The sequence below is a fragment of the Enterococcus sp. DIV0236 genome, from assembly GCF_050558525.1.
Lineage (GTDB): Bacteria > Bacillota > Bacilli > Lactobacillales > Enterococcaceae > Enterococcus > Enterococcus faecalis.
Genome location: NZ_CP187891.1, coordinates 2,192,607 through 2,211,882 on the forward strand (window position 1 = coordinate 2,192,607; position 19,276 = coordinate 2,211,882).

Below are 19,276 nucleotides of genomic sequence, written 5' to 3' on the forward strand. Positions count from 1 at the left end.
AATACGATGTTTTATTCAATTGAAGATTTGGTAGCTCAAGCGAAAGATTACCCTTCTGTGAGCGAATTAATGATTGCAACAGAAATGGCTCATGGCGGGTATTCTCGTGAACGAATTATTGAAACAATGGAAAAAAATCTAGCCGTTATGAAACAATCCGTCGCTGAAGGAATCGCTGGTGTTACCTCAGTAACAGGGCTAACTGGTGGCGATGCAACCCGCTTAAATGATTACATACATTCAGGCAACTTTTTAAGCGGTGAGACCATTTTACAAGCCGTGCGAAATGCGATTGCTGTTAATGAGGTTAATGCAAAAATGGGCTTGATTTGTGCTACACCAACCGCAGGCAGTGCCGGAGTAGTTTCTGGCGTCTTGTTGGCAGTTATTGATCGCTTAAAGTTAACGCATCAGCAACAATTGGATTTTCTATTTACCGCTGGGGCTTTTGGCTTAGTGATTGCCAATAATGCCTCAATCAGTGGTGCCGAAGGTGGTTGTCAAGCTGAAGTCGGTTCTGCTAGTGCAATGGCAAGTGCCGCTTTAGTTGCGGCTTCTGGCGGTACGCCTGATCAATCTGCTCAAGCTGTGGCCATTACGATAAAAAATATGATGGGCCTCATTTGTGATCCTGTTGCGGGACTTGTTGAAGTCCCTTGCGTGAAGCGAAATGCATTAGGTTCTTCTCAAGCCTTCATCTCAGCTGACATGGCTTTAGCGGGGATTCGAAGTGTCATTCCACCAGATGAAGTCATCCACGCAATGTACCAAGTGGGTCGCCAAATGCCACAAATTTTCAAGGAAACCGCTGAAGGCGGTCTTGCGGTGACACCAACTGCACAACGTTTAAGCAAAGAAATTCTAGAGAAACAAAAATAGAAATAACTATAGCAAGAAGCTTACAGAAAAAAACGTCCATTCGTTTTTTCCGTAAGCTTCTTCTTTAATCACTTGTTCCGCCTAAACCAACCACAGCGACAATTCCATTCATGACATCTTTCATCGTTTCACCTACAAATGAAACGGTTCTACCATCAATGCGTTTAATCATTGGTAACATTTCAATACGATCTGCTTGTGCTGTCGTCACACATTGCAATTTTACAGTTGCAGGTGTTTGCAAGGCATATCGGGGTAATTCTGACAACGCAAAGGAAGTTAACACCTGACTTGTAGTCGCTACGATAGCTTCCCGAACTTGTTGCATGGGTCTATTTTTGATTGCATAACGTCCCAGAGAGTCTTTGGTGGAAACAAAGGGAACTTCGGGCATCATTTTTTCTTGAAAAAGTTGTTCCTCTAAGCCTGATTCACCGATAATTAAACCAACAGGGACACCTAATTCGCTAGCGTAAGCTGCATTAATTGTCGTTTCATTCATCGCTAAGTCGTTTATTTTTAAATCATAAGCAACCCTAGCGCTATACCCATGATCCATATTCCCTTTTTGTTTACCAATACCGGCATGATAACCTAAGAAAAAGACCACATCATAGCTACTATCCAAGCCACTCATCATATAATCCATGCGAGGAAAGCCGCTCACTAAGGAAATTCGTTCATCCATTTCTGCCAAGCGCGCATAAGCTAAATTCAATCCACGGCTATGCGAATCGGCAATAGTAATTTCTGTAATTTGTTCATTTTTGGCACTCTTTTGAATCCCTTCAATCAACCAAGCCACATGTTGGTGATATAATTCTCGGAATAAAACGGTGTCCTCTTTTTCCATATCAAATGTCGCAATACCTGCTAATCCTTCAATATCGCATGACACATAAATCTTCATTTGTTCCACTCCTTTGACAATGGCTGAACCAGTGCTTGAATTTTGTCGGCGTCTAAATTTTTGATTAATTGAATGACTAATTCTTTCGCCGCTCGGTAATCTTGAAAGTCCACATAGCAATGGGGTGTGTGAGCGTAACGGACAGGAATTCCTACAACAATCGTCGGGGCTCCTTGAACTTGTGTAATCGCCATGCCATTGGTTCCACCACCACTTCGAACAGAAACTTGAACAGGAATTTTGTGTATTTTAGCAATCTCTAGTGCATACTCTTGAAATTCCGGATTCGTAATCATAGAAACATCAAAATAACGTAACATCGGTCCTTTTCCCATTGCTGATTGAATCATCTCTGGCGTTTCTGCCGTATCATCAGCCGGGCAGCCTTCGAAAACAATAGCTAAATCAGGATTGACTTGTTTTGCGGCAATAAGTGCTCCTCTTTCGCCAACTTCTTCTTGTGCAGTTACTGTCGCAACTAACTTGAATGGAAGTGTCTCTTCTTTCAACTCCTCCATGACGTCCACTAAGCAAGCACAGCCAATGCGACAATCAAAAGCTTTTCCTAAAAAAAGATCTGTCTGTTCGTTGTAACAACACGTCACATCTGGAATGACCGGTGCACCAAGATCGATTTTGTACGTTTCAATTACTTCTTCTTTTGAGGTAGCACCAATGTCGATCGTCAAATCAGCAATGGTTAACGGCCGCTGACGTTCCTCTGGTGTCATAAAATGAGGGGGTCGACTAGTAACTACGCCTGGCAGATAGGTGCCTTCCCGGTTACGAATCCGAACTTTTTGTGCAGAAATCGTATTAGGGACCCAGCCACCTAACGGAAGAAAACGCAACAAGCCGTTTTCTTTAATTGCTTGAATCATAAAACCCACTTCGTCACTATGAGCATCAAAAAGCACTACTGGACCTTCACTTAGATTATTTTTCTTCTCAAGATATAAATTTTTAATGGCATCTAGCCGTTGAATAGTAAAATCTGCAGTTGCGTGTTGAAGGATTCTAACGACTTCTGTTTCAAAGCCTGAAACACCATTAGCATTTGAAAGTTCCTGAATTAATTGAACAGCTTGACTTTTTTTCATTTTTTCCCAACCTTTACTTGTCACTGATAGAGACTGATTTGTAATAGCCTGAACCTAATGGACCATAGACTAAATTTTGGACAGAATCGGCCACTAAGCGTGCTTCTGTTAATTGATAAAGAGGAACTAGGGGTGCTTCTTCCGCAACCAATTGATCCGCTTTTTGTAATGTTTTCCAACGTTCTTCATATTTATTTGCATAAGTTACGTTTGCTTCTTGAAGCAACTGATCAAAGGTCTTATTAGACCATTTACCAAAATTATTGGAATTTTTTGATTGCAATAGGTTTAAGAAGTCGATTGGATCAGCATATACTGGCGTCCAGCCACCAACCACAATGTCGAAATCTCCGCTGCGACTTTTTTCTAAACGATTATTAAAAGGAACTGGCGAAACATTGACTGTTAAATTTTCTAAATTATCTGCTAAAGCTCCTTGAACATACTCACTGATTTTTTTAGCATTTTCTGTATCCGAACTTAAAATCGTTAGCTCCGCTTTTTCAATTCCTAATTCTTTTTTAGCCGTTTGCCATAATTCTTTCGCTTTTTCTGGTTCACTAGGATTTAAATCTCCTAATTCCTCTGCAAAATCTTTTTGCGTTTCTTGATTAGTGAAACCTGTTGGCACGAAGCCAAGTGCTTTTTTTGAGCCATCATTTAAAACATTTTTAGCTAAACGCTCAGAATTCAATGATAATGCTATTGCTCGACGTGCATTCTTATTTGCCAAAAGATCTTTTTGCGTATTTAATTGGATATAATACGTTCCAGGAATTTCACGAATTTTCAAAGCTGCATTGCCTTGTTCTTGTGCAACAATTTCTCCAGAAATTTTTACAACATCTAATTCTTTCCCTTCGAAAAGATTTTTCCCAGTATTGACTTCTTTAACTACTTGGACATCCACCTTATCTAGCGAAACATTCGCTTGATCCCAATAATTTTTATTCTTCACATAGGACCAAGTATTATTCGTGCCATCCCAACCTTCTAATGTGAAGGCGCCATTGTAAAGTGTTGACTCAGCTGATGTACCATAGTTTTTGCCCGTTTTTTCGACAAATGCTTCATTTAAAGGATAAAAAGCTGGTACCGCCAATAATTGTTGAAAATAACTCATAGGATAGCTTAGTTCTACTTCCAAGGTATGGTCATCAATGGCTGTTACTCCTAACTCTTCTTTAGATTTGCCACCGTCAACAATAGCACGATAATTTTTTAGCCCTTCAAAGTAATACGCTTGCGGGGAAGCTGTTTTTGGGTCCACTGTGCGCTTCCAAGAGTATTCAAAATCATTGGCTGTGATTGGCTCGCCGTTACTCCATTTTGCATCTTTTCGAATCGTAAAAGTATAGCTTAAACCATCATTGGAGGGCTGTACTTTTTCAGTTGCCAATGCTGGTTTCGCTTCTCCTTTTTCGTCAAAGGAGAAAAGTCCCTCCCCTACTTGACTCATTACATCTGCTGCGGTATTATCCATTGCCAACGACACGTCTGCCGTTGATAATTCCGAATCAATCCCGACCCGTAATACCTGTTGTTCTTGCTTTTTGGTTTCTTTCCCAACACTTCCACAGCCCGAGAGAAGTAGAACCATGATTGCTGCCAAAGACAGCCTTTGCTTTGTTGCCCTTTTCATAAAAACACCTCATTTTTTTATTTTTTGATACCTTTTTCCCATAAAATTATTTATAATCTGATAAAGGAGGTTTGCTCATGAACTTAGATTACTTAAAAGAAACGTATCATTTAACGAAAACAGAAAGTCAGATTTTGTATTATTTGGATCAACAAAGTACGAATGCGGCCGATTTGAGTATTCGGGAAGTTGCCAAACACTGCTTTTCTTCGCCTAGTTCCATCATTCGTTTAGCCAAAAAATTAAATTTATCAGGTTATAATGAACTTATTTACAAATTAAAAGAAGCCCATTTTTCTCAGCCAATCCCTTTTGAAACAGCGCCTTCATTTGAAACAACCAACGAGTTTTGTCGACTGCTTGCCAAACACAAGAGTCATTTATTTGTTATTTTAGGTCATGACTTTTCACGACATTTGGCGGCTTACATTAGTGAAGTTTTCAATTTTCATGGCATCCCCAGCATCACAACAGCCTATACTCATTCGATAAATAGTCAAAATAATCAGAATTTTCTTTTTATCATCCTTTCACATTCTGGTGAAGAAAAATACTTAAAAGAAACAGCTCTGCTTGCGAAAGAGAAAAAACATCCTATCATTTCTTTTGTTGGCGCCAAAAATTCAACTCTTGGTCGACTGGCAGATCTCGTTTTTTCAACTGACTCTTACAGCCCGTTTTCAACAAGTGTCGCTCAGCCACAAATGTTTTTTGGCCAAACATTAATCACCTTTGAAGCCTTGATTTGTGCTTATTTAAATCATGAGGATTACATTCCAATATCTCCTAAAAATAAATAATTTTATTTATTATAGCTGAAAAAAGCTATTTCGCTAGCCAAAGTATAGAAAAAGGCACATGTTCCATTTTTTATGGAACATGTGCCTTTTTGCTATTTTTTACTCGGCCATAGAAATTCGATTAGCAATTGATCTACTTCAGGATTTTCATGTAATTGACTATGTTGTGCATTTTCTCCTTTAATAATCTGGCTAGTGACTTGAGTTCCTCGCTGTCTTAGCAAGGCGTTGACTGCTAAGGCACTAGATAACGGTACCGTTCCATCACTTAAATCTGTTGAACTTAATTGACCACCAATTAATAAAATGGGCAGTTTTTCTGGAACAACATTAATCATCTCTTGATAATCCAAATAGCGGCTACTTTTTTCTGTGGGGCCGTTCTCTAGTTCCGTTTCGATGGTTTGCTGTTGACTCGTATCAATAAAATCATTGAAAGGTGCTCCAATGCTGACGAATTTTTCAATTTTAGGTAACGATGTGTCTTGCCCATAGGTTCCTAAATAACGTAAACCACTAACACCACCCATAGAGTGCCCGACAATATTGGCTTTGTTCACTTGATAATTTTTTTGTAAATAGAGTAATGTGTTTTTTATCCATTCTGTTTGATTCCATTCATTGTTTTTATTATCTTCAAATAGAACTTGAACACTGGGATTCGTCGCTTTGCCACTTAAAGCTCCTCGCTCTTTAACCACGGTCCCATCAGGTTTAACGAGTAGCACTAATTCTTGAGTTGTGGCACCTTGTTTCTCCAAGCGATGCAGTAACGAGCCAAACGAATTTTTAGTTCCTGCGTAACCATGAAAAAAAAGCGTTGGTGTTGTTGTGCGGTTTAACTCAACAGTTGCTTCTTTTGTGGCGGCTTGATTGTCATTCTTCGTGGTTGCCCCAATTTGGCAAGCACTTAATAATAGAACAAGACCCATTAGCAAAGAAAAATAACGATATTTTTGGGCATGTTTCATTTTTTTCATTCCTTTCTGCGATGAAATAAAAAAGGGCTTGGAAAAGAAGTCAGTTGACTGCTTTTCCAGACCCTACAATCTGTATCAATCAGCTGAACAATAGTTTGTCAGCTTGTTTATTAATCAATGTTATCGACTTGTTCAAAGTCTAATTCTGTACTTGTTTCACGACCAAACATATCGATGTTTACTTTTAATTTTTGTTTTTCTTCATCGATTTCTGTCACAACACCTTCAAGACCAGAAAAGGCACCTTCGATAATTTTCACTGTATCGCCTAGCGCTACTTCTAAGTCTGATTGACGGGTGCTCATGCCAATTGAACGTAAAATGTGGTTAATTTCTTCTTGTAATAAAGGAGCGGGTTTACTACCGGCACCATGTGAGCCTACAAAACCAGTTACGCCTGGCGTGTTACGAACAATATACCAAGAATCATCGGTCATAATCATTTCCACTAACACATAACCAGGGAAAGTTTTATGAACGATTTCTTTTTCTTTACCATTTTTGACTTCTTTTTCTGTTTCTTCTGGTACAACGACACGAAAAATATAATCGCCCATCCCCATGCTTTGTGCACGTGATTCAATGTTTGCTTTTACTTTATTTTCATAGCCTGAATAGGTGTGCAATACGTACCAATTTCTTTCAAAAGTTTCCATTACTGATTCGGCTCCTTTAAATGTTTTAGTTTATTTTTTTCGAGCAAATAAAAAAAGCTCAGTTTCCCGAAGCTTTTTCTCGAATACTATTATAGCACCCCTCGTCGGGAAATACTAGAATTAATTATTTTAAAATCCAGCCAAATGCCGTTTGGATAACAGTATCCATGATAAAGAACAATGCTGCAAATAAAATAGATGTTTCAATTACAACTAATGTATCTTTACGCAATTGTTTTTTTGTTGGCCAAGTTACTTGCTTCATCTCATCAGCAACGCTGCGGAAAAATTTCATGTTGATACCCTCCTCTAAATCTATTTCGTTTCTTTATGTAACGTGTATTGATTACAATATTTACAGAATTTATTGATTTCTAAGCGTTCGCCACGTTTACCTTCACTAACGGATTTAGAATAGTTGCGAGAGCCACAAACGGAACAAGCAAGAGCTGCTTTCTTTGTTGCCATGTTCTTCGACCTCCTCTATTCACAAATTTACTTCTTAACAGTACCATTATTCGAAAAAGTTGTCAAAGTTTAATTTACTTTTTAAAGAAGCGCTGTGCCGATTCTTACGTAATTTTTTACCATTATCGCGAATACGTGCTTGATTTCTTTTATAAAATATCTGATTTTTCTTTATTTTCTATTTATTTTAACAAAATTGCTTTTATTCTGAGGTCTCAGCTATTGTTTTCTGCTAAGTTATGATATGATAAATTTATTAAAAATGAACCCTTAGGAGGCCTGTTTATGTTATTAAAATCTGTAGTTATTAAAAAAGATAATTTAACAACCGTCAATGAATCTTGTACTCTAGAAGAAGCTCTTTCTATTTTAGAAGACTCAGGTTACCGTTGTGTCCCAATTTTAGACGAATCTGGAAAAATTTTCCGAGGAAATATTTATAAAATGCATATTTACCGCCATAAAGCAAACGGTGGCGATATGAGTTTACCTGTTACCTATTTGTTAAAAAATGCTACAAAATTTATTTATGTCAACACTTCATTTTTCAAGGTATTTTTTACTATTAAAGAACTGCCTTACATTGCTGTTTTAGATGAAAATAATTATTTTTACGGCATTTTAACACACAGCACCTTATTAAATATTTTAGCGCAATCTTGGAATGTAAAACAAGGGAGCTACGTTTTAACAATTGCTTCAGTTGGTCAACAAGGCGACTTAGCAGCCATTTCAAAAATCATTGCCAAATATAGCAGCATCGCCAGCTGTATTACATTGGATGTCGATAGTGAAGAATTTGTTCGTCGCACACTTATTACTTTACCAGCCGGCACAACTGCCGAAACGTGTACAGCCATTGTAGAACATTTAGAGCGGAAAAACTTTAAAGTTGTAGAATTGGAAAATTTAGAAGACGAGTAAAATTTACGACCTTTATCTTAGGATTTAAAGCTAGGGAGGCAAGTCAAAATGACTTGCCTCCCTAGCTTATTTTTTAGACTTCTTCACCAATAATTCGAACTTCCGTTTGCAATTCAACATCAAATTTTTCTTTAATCACTTCTTGGATATGTGCAATTAATTCCACATAATCTGTTGCGGTTGCATGATCGATGTTAACAATAAATCCCGCATGCTTTTCGGAAATTTGAGCACCGCCCCATTTTAAGCCTTGTAAGCCAGCGTCTTGGATTAATTTCCCTGTAAAATGACCAACAGGGCGTTTAAAGACACTGCCACAAGAGGGATACTCTAGCGGTTGCTTCAGTTCACGAAGTTCCGTTAATTCATCCATTTGGGCTTTAATTTCTGCATGATTCCCTTTTTCTAAAGCAAACGTAGCTTGCAAGACAATACAATGTAATTCTTGAATTTCACTATGACGATAACGGAAATTCAGGTCTTCTTTCGTCATTGTTTGGATAGTTCCATCTGCCAACAGCACTTCTGCAGATTGGAAAACATCTTTAATTTCCCCGCCGTATGCTCCAGCATTCATATAAACAGCACCACCGACACTTCCCGGAATGCCACAAGCAAATTCAAAACCAGTTAAATCAGCTGCTAAGGCTTCGTAGGTTGTATCAATCAGCTTGGCACCAGCATCCACAATCATGGTGGTACCGGCTACTTTGATTTCTTTCATTTCTGTTAGCATAATCACGACATCGCGAATACCGCCATCACGAACAATCAAGTTGCTAGCATTGCCTAATACTAACCATGAAAGTCCTTGTTCTCGGCAATACGCCACAATCTCTTCGACTTCTTTTTTTGTTTTGGGTAAGGCCAACACATCAGCTGGGCCGCCTGTTTTGGTAAAGGTTACGTTTTTTAATGGTTCATCTACTAATAAAGTAATTTCGTTTAATGTTTCTAACATAGCTTTAGTGTTCACGAAAGTTAGTCCTTTCTTTTCAAAATATCTGTCTTATTCTAGCATGATAGAAAGAAAGTTGCTAGTCCTCTTTAAAGAACATGCCGTTGTTGTTGGCGTAGCATTTCTTCACATAACGCATGACTTTCATAGACTTTTTCTTGTTTTAACTCTTGCTCTTGCGGTTTTTGAATAGCCTGAATGAAAGCAGTAACCATTTGGTAAAAACCTCTTTTTTCCAATGTTGGCGTCCAATCTCCCATCTCTTTTACTTGGTATTCTTCTTCTGTTTGGATGGTCAAATGCGTTAAATTTTCCAAGCGATAAGTACCTGTGGGGCTGGTGACTTCAAAAGTTTCTGTATTGGCCCCAGAGTGTAAATCCATGGAACAAACAATCGTTGTCTGTTCGGTTTCTAATTGTAAAATTGCTCGTTTTAAATGACCGTTTTCTTCCACTAATTTTGACTGCACCACGTGGAGCGGTCCTTCCGCTAAATAAACTGCGGTATCAACGACATGTAAAAATAAATCATACATCATAAAACTTGTTTCTCTCGTTGTATTGATGCGGTTCTTTTTAATAAAAATTGTTTGTTTTTCAGGAATATTTTTCAATACTTCCGTATAAGGGGCAAAACGACGATTGAAGCCAACCATCAGGCGCAGATTTTTGGCTGCTGCCAATGCTTGTAATTCTTTGACTTCAGCAAGCTCTTCACTTAAAGGTTTGTCCACAAAGACGTGAATACCAGCCTGTAATAATTGGCGAACGACTGCACCATGCACTTTTGTGGCTACATGGACAAAACAAGCATCAATCTTTGCTTCAATCAATTCTTCTATGGTCCCAACGGTTTCTGTAAAGCCATACTGATCAGCGATTTTTTGTCGTGTTTCTGGGTTTCTAGTTGCTAATACAAACTCTGCCAAGTGGCGGCATTCACTATAAGTTGGCAAATACGCTTTTTGTGCAATATTTCCTAAACCAATGACTCCAATTTTCATTCGTTTGTCCTCATTTCTGCTCTTTTTACTATTTTATCATAGACTACTTCTTTCCAAAAATCAGTCATTTTCTCTTTTTCTTTTCAAGTATTTAAAACTTCTTTAAAAAGTATTAGAATAGAAGAAAGTACCAAGCGACCTTTTCTTTGGTTCTGGTTTGCACTGAAACGAGCAAAAGCGTTTCTTATTTGAAAGGAGTTTCAACAATGAAATGTATTTCTTGGAATGTCAACGGCTTACGAGCGGTTGTTAAAAAGAATTTTATGGATGTTTTTAATGAATTAGATGCAGATTTTTTCTGTTTACAAGAAACAAAATTACAAGCTGGGCAAATTGATTTAGAACTTTCTGGCTATCATCAGTATTGGAATTACGCCGAAAAAAAAGGCTATTCTGGCACAGCAATTTTCGCTAAAGAAGAAGCATTAAGTGTTCGCTATGGCTTAGGTATCGAGGCTCACGATCAAGAAGGCCGCGTGATCACTTTAGAATATCCAGAATTTTTCATGGTCACTTGCTACACACCAAACTCACAAGCTGAACTAAAGCGTTTAGCTTATCGAATGACATGGGAAGATGCTTTTCGTGCCTATTTAAACGAATTAAATCAAGAAAAACCCGTAATTCTTTGCGGTGATTTAAACGTAGCTCATCAAAAGATTGATTTAAAAAATTGGAAAACCAATCAAAAAAATGCGGGGTTCACGCCTGAAGAACGGCAAAAATTTACTGAGTTGTTAGACAGTGGCTTCACTGATACATTCCGTTATTTTTATCCAGAAGCTGAAGGCATCTACTCATGGTGGAGTTATCGCTTTAACGCACGAAAAAATAACGCAGGATGGCGGATTGACTATTTCGTTGTGTCAGAATCCTTGAATGAACGTTTAGTCAGTGCTAAAATCCATACAGATATTCTTGGTAGTGATCATTGTCCAGTGGAAGTTGTACTTGATTTTTAAGTGTTACTCAACGCGTTGAAAGGAGTTTTTTTTAATGAACTTTTACGCTTTTGACTTTGAAACAGCTAGTTATGATAAACATAGTGCCTGTTCCATTGCAATTGTTAAAGTAGAAAATAGTCGGATTGTGGATGAATTTTACACGTTAATCAAACCAGAAACACCTTTTTTCTGGCGGAATACGCAAATTCACGGCATTCATGAATCAGATGTTGTCAATGCGCCCAAATTCCCTGAAGTATGGCAACAAATTCAGCATTGTTTTCAACCAAATCGGTTAGTGGTCGCTCACAATGCAAGTTTCGATTGTAGTGTTTTGGCTGGCTGTTTAGATTACTATGGCTTAGAACAACCTAATTACCTTTCTTTATGTACAGTCAAAACGAGTCGCAAACTGTTTCCTGAATTTCCTAATCATAAATTAAATACCGTTTGTGAAAACCTCAATATCACTTTAAATAATCATCATGATGCTTTAGAAGATAGCCGAGCTTGTGCCGAAATTCTTTTACAGCAAGAACAACGATTTGGGGTTGAACCTTTAAAAAAATTAGTATTGGTGAAATAATCCAGTTCTTGTTTCCAGCAAGGGCGTTATCTCTTTCAGTGGCTAGTTGGCAGGAGATAACGTCTTTTCTTTTACATAACTTTTCCTCTAGACCAAAAATTTTTCAGAAAGGACGCGATGATGTATTCGATTCTTTACTTATTCACAGACTCTCTCAAAAATGCGTGGCGCTCAAAAAACCAATTTAGTACGTTGATTCTTATCTTTATTATTAGTTTTCTGACTTTTTCTGCTCTATTATTGACTTTGTTGTTTTCTCGATGGCTTTCACAAATGATTCTTCTTGATAATTATGCAGTGATTCCTCCCTTGACAATTTTCAGAGGTTTGGCTGGAATCAGCGCTGGAACACTCTTTTTCTTCCTGATTAGTTATATTTGCCGAACTTTCTTCCTAACTTTTTTAGAGCAAAAAAACGACTTACTGATCTTAGCTCTTTTAGGTACGACAAAATTACAAATTTTAATTAGCTATGCCTTACAACCCATCTATTATTTGATTTTTGTTTTGCCTTTAGCTGCTTTTCTAGCTAATAAGCTCATTCAACAGTTTATCCATGATTTTTTCAGCGAGGTACCTGGTTTAATGCATATCGATAGCTACATGCAAGGTATCTTTTTACCACTAACAGGAAGCCTATTGTTCATTTGCTGTTGTGTCTTTTTAATTCTTTTTAGGAAACTCAATCGCCTAATCAAAAGAGATACTTGACTAACTATGCGAAAAAAGTGAGAAATACGTCATCTCGACGTATTTCTCACTTTTTTGAATGACTTAGGTTCTTTAGGTTAATTACTTTTTCCGCCTCTTTTAAGCCAAGGCTTCAATAATTTCGGTCATTGTTTTTGAACCAAAAATCATTTGTTCGCCATCAATCAGCATTGCTGGAACGCTCATAATTTTCTTTTCTTTTTTCAACTCTGGAAATAGACTAATGTCCACCATTTCTGCTTCCACATGAGGATTAATTGATGCAATACGTTGGCAAGCCGCCACGACATCGGGACAGAAATGACATGTTAGTGAAACAAAGATTTCTATTTTTCTTTTTGGCAATGCAAGTATGTTCTTTTGCAGACTTGCTTCTAACGGCTGCCCCTCGCTGCCGACATTATAAACCGCCAAAACCAACGAGTTTACTTCATGGCCACTAGGAATACCACTAAATTTAATTCCTGTATAGTTTCCTGCCGTATCTAAGAGCACAACGCTAGGCATTTTTTCAATCCCATACAGCAATTCTTTGGCTGGCTCAGTATCTTTCAAAATCGTTTCTAAAGTAATCTTCTGATCCAGACTTGCAAATTCTGTTAAGAATGACTGAAGTTCCAATGATTTTTCATCACTTGCATCCAAAAACTGAAGCAATGTCACTTTTTTGGTTAGTTTAGCGAAAATACCGCTTAATTGTTGGCGCATACTTTCTGGGAACCACTGATGCTTACCAGTAACTTTCGCTGGCTGTTTTTCTTTTGATTGCTGACTGCTTGTTTCAGGGGCAGATTGATTAGCTAATCGTTCAGTCATTCGCTTCGTTACAATCGGTTGGCCCGCCTGTGTTTTTTGTTCTGTCACGTAACGTTGCGCATGAGTGGCGGCAATTGCACCGTCTGCAACCGCCGTCACAATTTGACGTAATTCTTTTATTCGTAAATCTCCTGCTGCATAAACTCCAGAAATATTGGTTTCCATATTCTCAGTTGTTGGCACATACCCACGGTCTAAGGCAATTTTTCCTTCAAAAATTTCTGTACTTGGTTTATTTCCAGCAAAAACAAACAGACCAAATGTACTGTCTTTTGGTGCTTCATAAACCGTTTCTTCTCCCGTCTGGTTATTGACAAACACAGCTTTTCGGACAAAATCATCTCCCGTAATTTCTTTCACTTCTGTGTTATAAACAATCTTAATTTTCGGGTGATTTTTAGCCGCCTCCGCAGTTAATTTTGCACATGTAAAATCAGGTTCTCGGATAATCATCGTTACTAATTTACCGTAACGTGTCAAATAAACGGCCTCTTCCGCTGCTGCATAACCGCCACCAATCACAAAAATATCTAGGCCTTGGAAAAACTCCCCATCACAAGTAGAACAATAGGCCACGCCGCGTCCTGTAAATTCACTTTCACCAGGGAAACCAATTTTACGAGCAGAGGCCCCTGTCGCAATCAATACTGCATATGCTTGGTAGGTTTGACTCGCCGATTGAACAGTTTTTATCGTTTGACTAAAATCAACATCAATAATCTCGTCTTTTGTAAAAGCTACACCGAAGTCTTGTGCTTGAATGCGCATTTCTTCCATTAGTTCTGGACCTGTTGTGTGACGAATCGCTGGATAGTTCACAATTTCAGAAGTCGTCGTTACTTGTCCACCAATTTTGTCTTTTTCAATAATTAAGGTATCCATCATTGCGCGACCTGCATAGATACCTGCAGATAAAGCAGCTGAGCCGCCACCAATAATAATCAAATCGTAGATTTCTTCTGTCACTTGATTCTCCTCTTTCTTCTGTGTTTCAGAAAAAGAGCTGAACAAAACATTTTCTCTGTTTTATCCAACTCTTTGACCTCTATTTACAAAGCGAATTTAAATTTTACCAACTAAATCTAAGCTTGGCGCAATTGTTTCTTCTCCTGGTTGCCAATTGGCTGGACAAACTTTATCACCATGTTCTGCTACAAATTGAGAAGCTTCTAATTTACGAACAAGTTCTTCAGCATTACGACCAATACCCATGTCGTTGATTTCATAAGATTTGATGTCCCCTTCTGGACTCACAATAAATGAAGCACGGTAAGCCATTCCAGAAGCTTCATCTAAAACACCAAAGAAACGAGCAAGTTGACCGTTGGGATCGGCTAACATTGGATATTTAATTTTTCCAATCGTTTCTGTAGCATCAGCCCATGCTTTATGCACATAATGACTATCTTCTGAAACAGAGTAAACCTCACAATTTAATTCCTGTAAATGCGCATAATGCTCTTGCATATCCCCTAATTCCGTAGGACACACGAAAGAAAAATCAGCTGGATAAAAGAAGAAAATACTCCATTTTCCTAAAATATCTTCTGTTGATACTCGTGTAAATTCACCATCGTGATAGGCATCACATTCAAAGTCAAAAAGTTTTTGATTAATTAAATTCATTGTCGTTCCTCCTCTGTTTTTTTACTCTTTAAGGATAACAGTTTATAATTATTCCGTCAATAGAATAATTATAAACAAACGAGGTTTTATTAACACATAATACTGTCCTATTGAGAATTTTATGATTATCATTCTCAATTAGAAATAGTGAGATAACTTTTTAAATAACATAAAAAAGAAAGCGAATCATTAAAAGAACTTGCTTTTTAATGATTCGCTTTCTTTTTGTGAAGACATTCTTTAACTATCTAAAATAATCGTTTCTTTCTCTTTGGTAATTAAAATAACTCCATCACCAAGAGGAACTAAAGTAGAAGTTAAATCAGGGTGAGCCATGACTACATCTAAAAATTGGTTTAATTTACGATGAATCGCTCGATTTTTTTTCGGTACTTCCTCAGCAGGGTCTAAAATTGTCCCAGCTTGAAATACATCATCCACCATCAAAACGCCGCCAACTGGTAGCAACCGTAAACATTCAGGTAAAAATTCAATGTATTTTGATTTGGCACTATCCATAAAAATAAAGTCATAAGGTCCTTCCAACGTTGGTAGAATCTCAGCTGCTTGACCTTCTAAAAGAGTGACCTTTTCTTCTAAGTCTAGGCGTTGGTAGGTTTTCTTCGCTTTTTTTATCATTACGTCAAAACGATCAATCGTGGTCACGTGACCATCTTCACCAACAAATTGAGCCATCAAGCTTGAAGAAAAACCAATTGCTGCCCCGATTTCTAAAATATTTTTGGGCTTTAGTTGTCCTAGCAAAAATTGTAGAAAAACTACTGTTTCGTGTGGAATAATCGGCACCCCTGCTTCATTGGCTTCCGCCTCCACTGCACCTAATTCTCCGGGAAGTTTCTTTTGTTTTGTACGCATATACTCAACCAATTCTGGTTTAACGACTGGTCGATGCATCATTTCGTTTCTCATCACTTTCGCTCCTTTTCGTCCCTTTATTATACGAAGTCCTTGTTCCTCTGTAAAGGATTGAAATAGGATTCTTATTATTTGTTTGAAAATAACATGCACATTCTTAACTTCCTAGCTAAGTGCGGATTACTTCTTGTAAGCACATTTTTTCTTTGTTTCTGCTATTTTTTATTAAGTTTTAATTAGAAAACGTCAAAAAGTAGCCCTCAAGAACATACTTATTGATTTTTTCTCGTTATTTCTTATAAAAATACTTCTACATATGTTAATATTTTCCCTTAAATCACTATTAATTCTTGCTAATTCAAGCCCCAAAACAAGCCTATAACCTTGCTAAAATAAGAAACGTCAAATTTTACTACTTTGTCTGTAAAAATTTGATATCACAAAAGAAAGGAAATCTTGTATACTCTTTACAGATAGTGATTTATAGTGAAGCACATAACCAAATTCCCGGACTTGACTTGGTTCAAGTACATATGCAGGCGAGCTATTTGATAGTTCCCTGATAAAAATCGTTTCGACGATTTTGCACATAGCACTACCTTTCTAAAAGCTAAACATTATTTTTTAGCTAGAAAAAAGACAACCGTTTGAAACGGCTGTCTTTTTTTTTAATAAATTAACCCAAGCAAATCTTCTTTTTCGATATTTCCAAAGTATTTTTTAACGTCAATTTGATCAATGGCTTCTTCTAAAGAAGCTTTATCGTATTTCACGCCGGTTAAAATATCTTCAACATCTTTAATTTCACCAAGCCCAAAGAAGTCCCCAAAGATTTTAATTTCTTGAATGGCACCATCCGCCACATTCATTTTCATTTCAATTGAGCCAATTGGAAAACGATGGCGACGTTCTAAGTTAAATGCAGGTGATTTACCATAATTCCAATCCCAATTGCGATAGTATTGCTCTGAAATTTTGTTAATAGCCGCCCAGTCTTGATCAGTTAATTCATACGTTTTAACTTGGTCGATCGAATCTACGCCGAAAATTTTCAAAAGAATTTCTTGGCGGAATTCTTCCGTTGTCATCTCTTGTTTATCTTCAGATAAAAATGGTTTAATGTTTGTTACCCGTGAACGAACAGACTTGATACCTTTAGATTCGATTTTATCTTTCCGTACTTTCAATGTATTTACAACTTCATCAATATCACTATCAAACATTAAGGTTCCATGTGCAAACATGCGGCCGTTGGTAGCGTACATCGCATTTCCTGAAAACTTCATATCATTAATCACTAGGTCATTGCGCCCTTTTAATTCGGCACCTTCAACGCCTAAGTCGTGCAATGCTTGGATAATTGGTTGGGTAACTTTTGCGAAATCACGGAAAGAGTTGCCGTCATCTGGCATAATAAAACTAAAATTCAAATTACCATGATCATGATAAACGGCGCCGCCGCCACTTAAGCGACGAACAACATGAATGCCGTGCTCATCTACATATTCTTTGTTAATTTCTTCAATTGTATTTTGGTTACGGCCAATAATGATTGACGGCTCGTTAATGTAAAATAAAAGGATGGGCTCATCTAAAGGCATTTCTGTTAACAAATATGTTTCAATTGCTAAGTTCACTCGTGGGTCATTATTTTCATTCGGTACAAAAATCACAATCGGTTCTCTCCCTTGGTATAGTTACTTTTTTAAATCTCAACTGTTAAATCTGGTTGGGCTAATGTCACTGGAATTTCCGTTCCAGCATAGTTTTGCGCTTCTTCCCGTAGTTGTTCCAATGACCCATGCTGTGGTAAATGGGTCAACATCAATTGTTTGACTTGTGCTGCTTTGGCAATTTCACCCGCTTCTCTTGATGTAAAATGTGCATGATGTCGTTCATTACCTTCAAATAAGTACGTATCCGCTAAGAATAAATCAGCGTCTTTTGCAAAGTCTTCAAAACTTGCTAAGTAACCAGAGTCTCCTGTAAAGACAAAGACTTTGCCAGTCGCTTTTTCAACAATCCGCATCGCGTAACAAGTGACAGGATGAATCGTTTCCATGAAAGTAATTAAAAATGGTCCTACTGCCAACTCTTCTGCTTCAAAATACTCTTTCCCTTCGGAAACGTTAGGAAGCGTTAGTTCTTTGAAATGCATTTGATCTTGTGTATGGCCATATATTGGCAAAATAGGCGTCGGTTCCAGCGTTGGATAAAGCTGACGATAATATTGTAAAACACCTAAATCTGCGATATGGTCATGATGGTAATGCGACAGAATGACAGCATCTAATTTCAATGGATCTAGATAGTTTTCTAAACGCACTAATGTCGTACTGCCTGCATCAATAAGCAAATGAAAGCCTTCAGATTCTAACAAATAGGAACTCGTTCCTTCTCCTTTGTATGGATAAGCACCTAAACAGCCTAAGACAGTCAATTTCATGTGTGGACAACCTCCTTCAATACGATACTTCCATGTTACCATAAAATAACGGAAAAACGAGGTTAAAACGCTTAAATTTTCACAAAAAGACCAAAGAAAAAACCTGAACCCTTTGTCGAGATAACGAAGGATTCAAGCTTCTTTTTTATTCTTCGGCTAAACCTTTTTCTTCTAAGGCAGTTTGATAAAAACTAGCTAACGCTACATAGTTATAAGGAATCACCCATAATAGACCGATACCAATAGCTAAAAAGCCCACAATATACCAACCAATAAAAGAAAATTGTAAACATAAATATTGCCAAAAACGATTTTTCATTAAATATAACGCCTGTTTCAATGCCATCATAATTGGCAGTTCTGGATTATCAAAACGTAGCCACACAGCAAATTGAAAAACGCCACTCACAAATAAACCAATTAAAAAGATTAAGATAGTGGCAACGCCAAATGCTAGGAAAAAGGAAAAATCATTTAAGAAAAAGGCTTGGATTTCCTCTGGTGTAACTGTATTAAACATCAATTTGAAATACAAGGTTGTCCCTGCCCCAAATAAAATTGGTAACAAAAATAACAAACCAATTACACGTTCAAGTACTTTTTGAAGTAGGTTGACCACAAATAGCGGACCATAATATTTTCCTTGAAAAACACTCATTAAAATATTGACCCGCACCTTTTCACCACGCAACACCTTCAAGGCTGCGTAATATAGCGCATAACTTAACGCGAATAAAACAAAAATTTGCAGTAATACTGCGGCAAAACTACTTTGAAAAACTTGATTTTCACCAGAAAATAAATTTTGCACAATCGATGTTAAGAAGCTCTGTAAAACCACTCCTAAGAAAGTTAACCAAGCCATGATCCCCCATTGCCCATCAAGAGCTCTGCGAGCATTGGCACGATGTTGCGAATTTGTTACTAAACTTTTCATTCATTCCATCCTT

General features: G+C 37.5%; 21 protein-coding genes. 6 read left to right on the forward strand and 15 right to left on the reverse strand.

The window, feature by feature from the left end; all coding sequences use genetic code 11:
* Positions 1-6 precede the first annotated feature (6 nt).
* Positions 7-879, forward strand: coding sequence for an L-serine ammonia-lyase, iron-sulfur-dependent, subunit alpha (gene sdaAA / locus IGK27_RS10475; protein ID WP_002362308.1), 873 nt, complete (start codon positions 7-9; stop codon positions 877-879).
* 64 nt (positions 880-943) lie between these two features.
* Here sdaAA and IGK27_RS10480 read toward each other — a convergent pair whose 3' ends face one another.
* The 3 genes from IGK27_RS10480 to IGK27_RS10490 are packed head-to-tail and all read right to left on the reverse strand — an operon-like array spanning position 944 to position 4,531.
* Positions 944-1,789 (reverse strand): M55 family metallopeptidase, encoded by an 846-nt coding sequence (locus IGK27_RS10480; protein ID WP_033626668.1) that lies wholly within the window; start codon positions 1,787-1,789, stop codon positions 944-946.
* Positions 1,786-2,889: a M42 family metallopeptidase gene (locus IGK27_RS10485; protein WP_033626667.1), complete on the reverse strand. Its 1,104-nt coding sequence runs from the start codon at positions 2,887-2,889 to the stop codon at positions 1,786-1,788. The genes IGK27_RS10480 and IGK27_RS10485 overlap by 4 nt, the downstream gene beginning before the upstream one ends.
* Positions 2,890-2,902: 13 nt before the next feature.
* On the reverse strand, positions 2,903-4,531 hold the full coding sequence (locus IGK27_RS10490; RefSeq protein WP_002362523.1) for a peptide ABC transporter substrate-binding protein: 1,629 nt from the start codon (positions 4,529-4,531) through the stop codon (positions 2,903-2,905).
* Positions 4,532-4,608: 77 nt separating this feature from the next.
* Here IGK27_RS10490 and IGK27_RS10495 point away from each other — a divergent pair, with 77 nt between their 5' ends.
* Positions 4,609-5,331, forward strand: a complete 723-nt coding sequence (locus IGK27_RS10495; protein WP_002362313.1) for a MurR/RpiR family transcriptional regulator — start codon at positions 4,609-4,611, stop codon at positions 5,329-5,331.
* Positions 5,332-5,423: 92 nt separating this feature from the next.
* On the opposite strand, the gene IGK27_RS10500 is transcribed toward IGK27_RS10495, so the two are convergent.
* The 4 genes from IGK27_RS10500 to rpmG all read right to left on the reverse strand — a co-directional run bounded on the left by IGK27_RS10500 (position 5,424) and on the right by rpmG (position 7,435).
* On the reverse strand, positions 5,424-6,311 hold the full coding sequence (locus tag IGK27_RS10500; RefSeq protein ID WP_033626666.1) for an alpha/beta hydrolase: 888 nt from the start codon (positions 6,309-6,311) through the stop codon (positions 5,424-5,426).
* Between the two features lie 110 nt (positions 6,312-6,421).
* On the reverse strand, positions 6,422-6,967 hold the full coding sequence (gene nusG / locus IGK27_RS10505) for a transcription termination/antitermination protein NusG (RefSeq protein WP_002384070.1): 546 nt from the start codon (positions 6,965-6,967) through the stop codon (positions 6,422-6,424).
* A gap of 124 nt (positions 6,968-7,091) precedes the next feature.
* The gene (secE, locus tag IGK27_RS10510; protein ID WP_002356409.1) at positions 7,092-7,262 is read right to left on the reverse strand and encodes a preprotein translocase subunit SecE; all 171 of its coding nucleotides are present in this window, start codon (positions 7,260-7,262) and stop codon (positions 7,092-7,094) included.
* Positions 7,263-7,282: 20 nt separating this feature from the next.
* Complete coding sequence (gene rpmG, locus IGK27_RS10515) at positions 7,283-7,435, reverse strand: 50S ribosomal protein L33 (protein WP_002356408.1); 153 nt, start codon at positions 7,433-7,435, stop codon at positions 7,283-7,285.
* Positions 7,436-7,720: 285 nt separating this feature from the next.
* On the opposite strand from rpmG, the gene cbpA reads away from it, so the two are divergent.
* A complete protein-coding gene (gene cbpA, locus IGK27_RS10520; protein WP_002365057.1) occupies positions 7,721-8,359 on the forward strand; it encodes a cyclic di-AMP binding protein CbpA in 639 nt (212 codons plus the stop codon).
* 73 nt (positions 8,360-8,432) lie between these two features.
* On the opposite strand, the gene murB is transcribed toward cbpA, so the two are convergent.
* Together murB and IGK27_RS10530 are read right to left on the reverse strand one after the other, a co-directional pair.
* Positions 8,433-9,320 carry a UDP-N-acetylmuramate dehydrogenase gene (gene murB, locus IGK27_RS10525; RefSeq protein WP_002387193.1) on the reverse strand — a complete coding sequence of 296 codons (888 nt, stop codon included), beginning with the start codon at positions 9,318-9,320 and terminating at the stop codon, positions 8,433-8,435.
* A gap of 86 nt (positions 9,321-9,406) precedes the next feature.
* Positions 9,407-10,321: a Gfo/Idh/MocA family protein gene (locus tag IGK27_RS10530; protein WP_002359452.1), complete on the reverse strand. Its 915-nt coding sequence runs from the start codon at positions 10,319-10,321 to the stop codon at positions 9,407-9,409.
* Positions 10,322-10,527: 206 nt separating this feature from the next.
* Between IGK27_RS10530 and IGK27_RS10535 the strand changes: the two genes are divergently transcribed.
* From IGK27_RS10535 to IGK27_RS10545, 3 genes are all read left to right on the forward strand, one after another.
* A complete protein-coding gene (locus tag IGK27_RS10535) occupies positions 10,528-11,283 on the forward strand; it encodes an exodeoxyribonuclease III (protein WP_033626665.1) in 756 nt (251 codons plus the stop codon).
* 34 nt (positions 11,284-11,317) lie between these two features.
* The gene (locus tag IGK27_RS10540) at positions 11,318-11,851 is read left to right on the forward strand and encodes a 3'-5' exonuclease (protein ID WP_002356400.1); all 534 of its coding nucleotides are present in this window, start codon (positions 11,318-11,320) and stop codon (positions 11,849-11,851) included.
* A 120-nt stretch (positions 11,852-11,971) separates the two neighbouring features.
* Positions 11,972-12,562 (forward strand): hypothetical protein, encoded by a 591-nt coding sequence (locus IGK27_RS10545; protein WP_002378638.1) that lies wholly within the window; start codon positions 11,972-11,974, stop codon positions 12,560-12,562.
* Positions 12,563-12,661: 99 nt separating this feature from the next.
* Here IGK27_RS10545 and IGK27_RS10550 read toward each other — a convergent pair whose 3' ends face one another.
* The 6 genes from IGK27_RS10550 to IGK27_RS10575 form a co-directional block, all read right to left on the reverse strand.
* On the reverse strand, positions 12,662-14,344 hold the full coding sequence (locus IGK27_RS10550; RefSeq protein WP_033626664.1) for an FAD-dependent oxidoreductase: 1,683 nt from the start codon (positions 14,342-14,344) through the stop codon (positions 12,662-12,664).
* Between the two features lie 96 nt (positions 14,345-14,440).
* Complete coding sequence (gene ahpC, locus IGK27_RS10555) at positions 14,441-15,004, reverse strand: alkyl hydroperoxide reductase subunit C (RefSeq protein ID WP_002367212.1); 564 nt, start codon at positions 15,002-15,004, stop codon at positions 14,441-14,443.
* 240 nt (positions 15,005-15,244) lie between these two features.
* Positions 15,245-15,934: an O-methyltransferase gene (locus IGK27_RS10560; RefSeq protein ID WP_002381418.1), complete on the reverse strand. Its 690-nt coding sequence runs from the start codon at positions 15,932-15,934 to the stop codon at positions 15,245-15,247.
* Positions 15,935-16,548: 614 nt separating this feature from the next.
* A complete protein-coding gene (locus IGK27_RS10565; RefSeq protein ID WP_002356394.1) occupies positions 16,549-17,553 on the reverse strand; it encodes a lipoate--protein ligase in 1,005 nt (334 codons plus the stop codon).
* Positions 17,554-17,585: 32 nt separating this feature from the next.
* Positions 17,586-18,326, reverse strand: coding sequence for an MBL fold metallo-hydrolase (locus tag IGK27_RS10570; RefSeq protein WP_002356393.1), 741 nt, complete (start codon positions 18,324-18,326; stop codon positions 17,586-17,588).
* 145 nt (positions 18,327-18,471) lie between these two features.
* Positions 18,472-19,263 carry a DUF975 family protein gene (locus tag IGK27_RS10575; protein ID WP_002365061.1) on the reverse strand — a complete coding sequence of 264 codons (792 nt, stop codon included), beginning with the start codon at positions 19,261-19,263 and terminating at the stop codon, positions 18,472-18,474.
* Between the last annotated feature and the right edge of the window lie 13 nt (positions 19,264-19,276).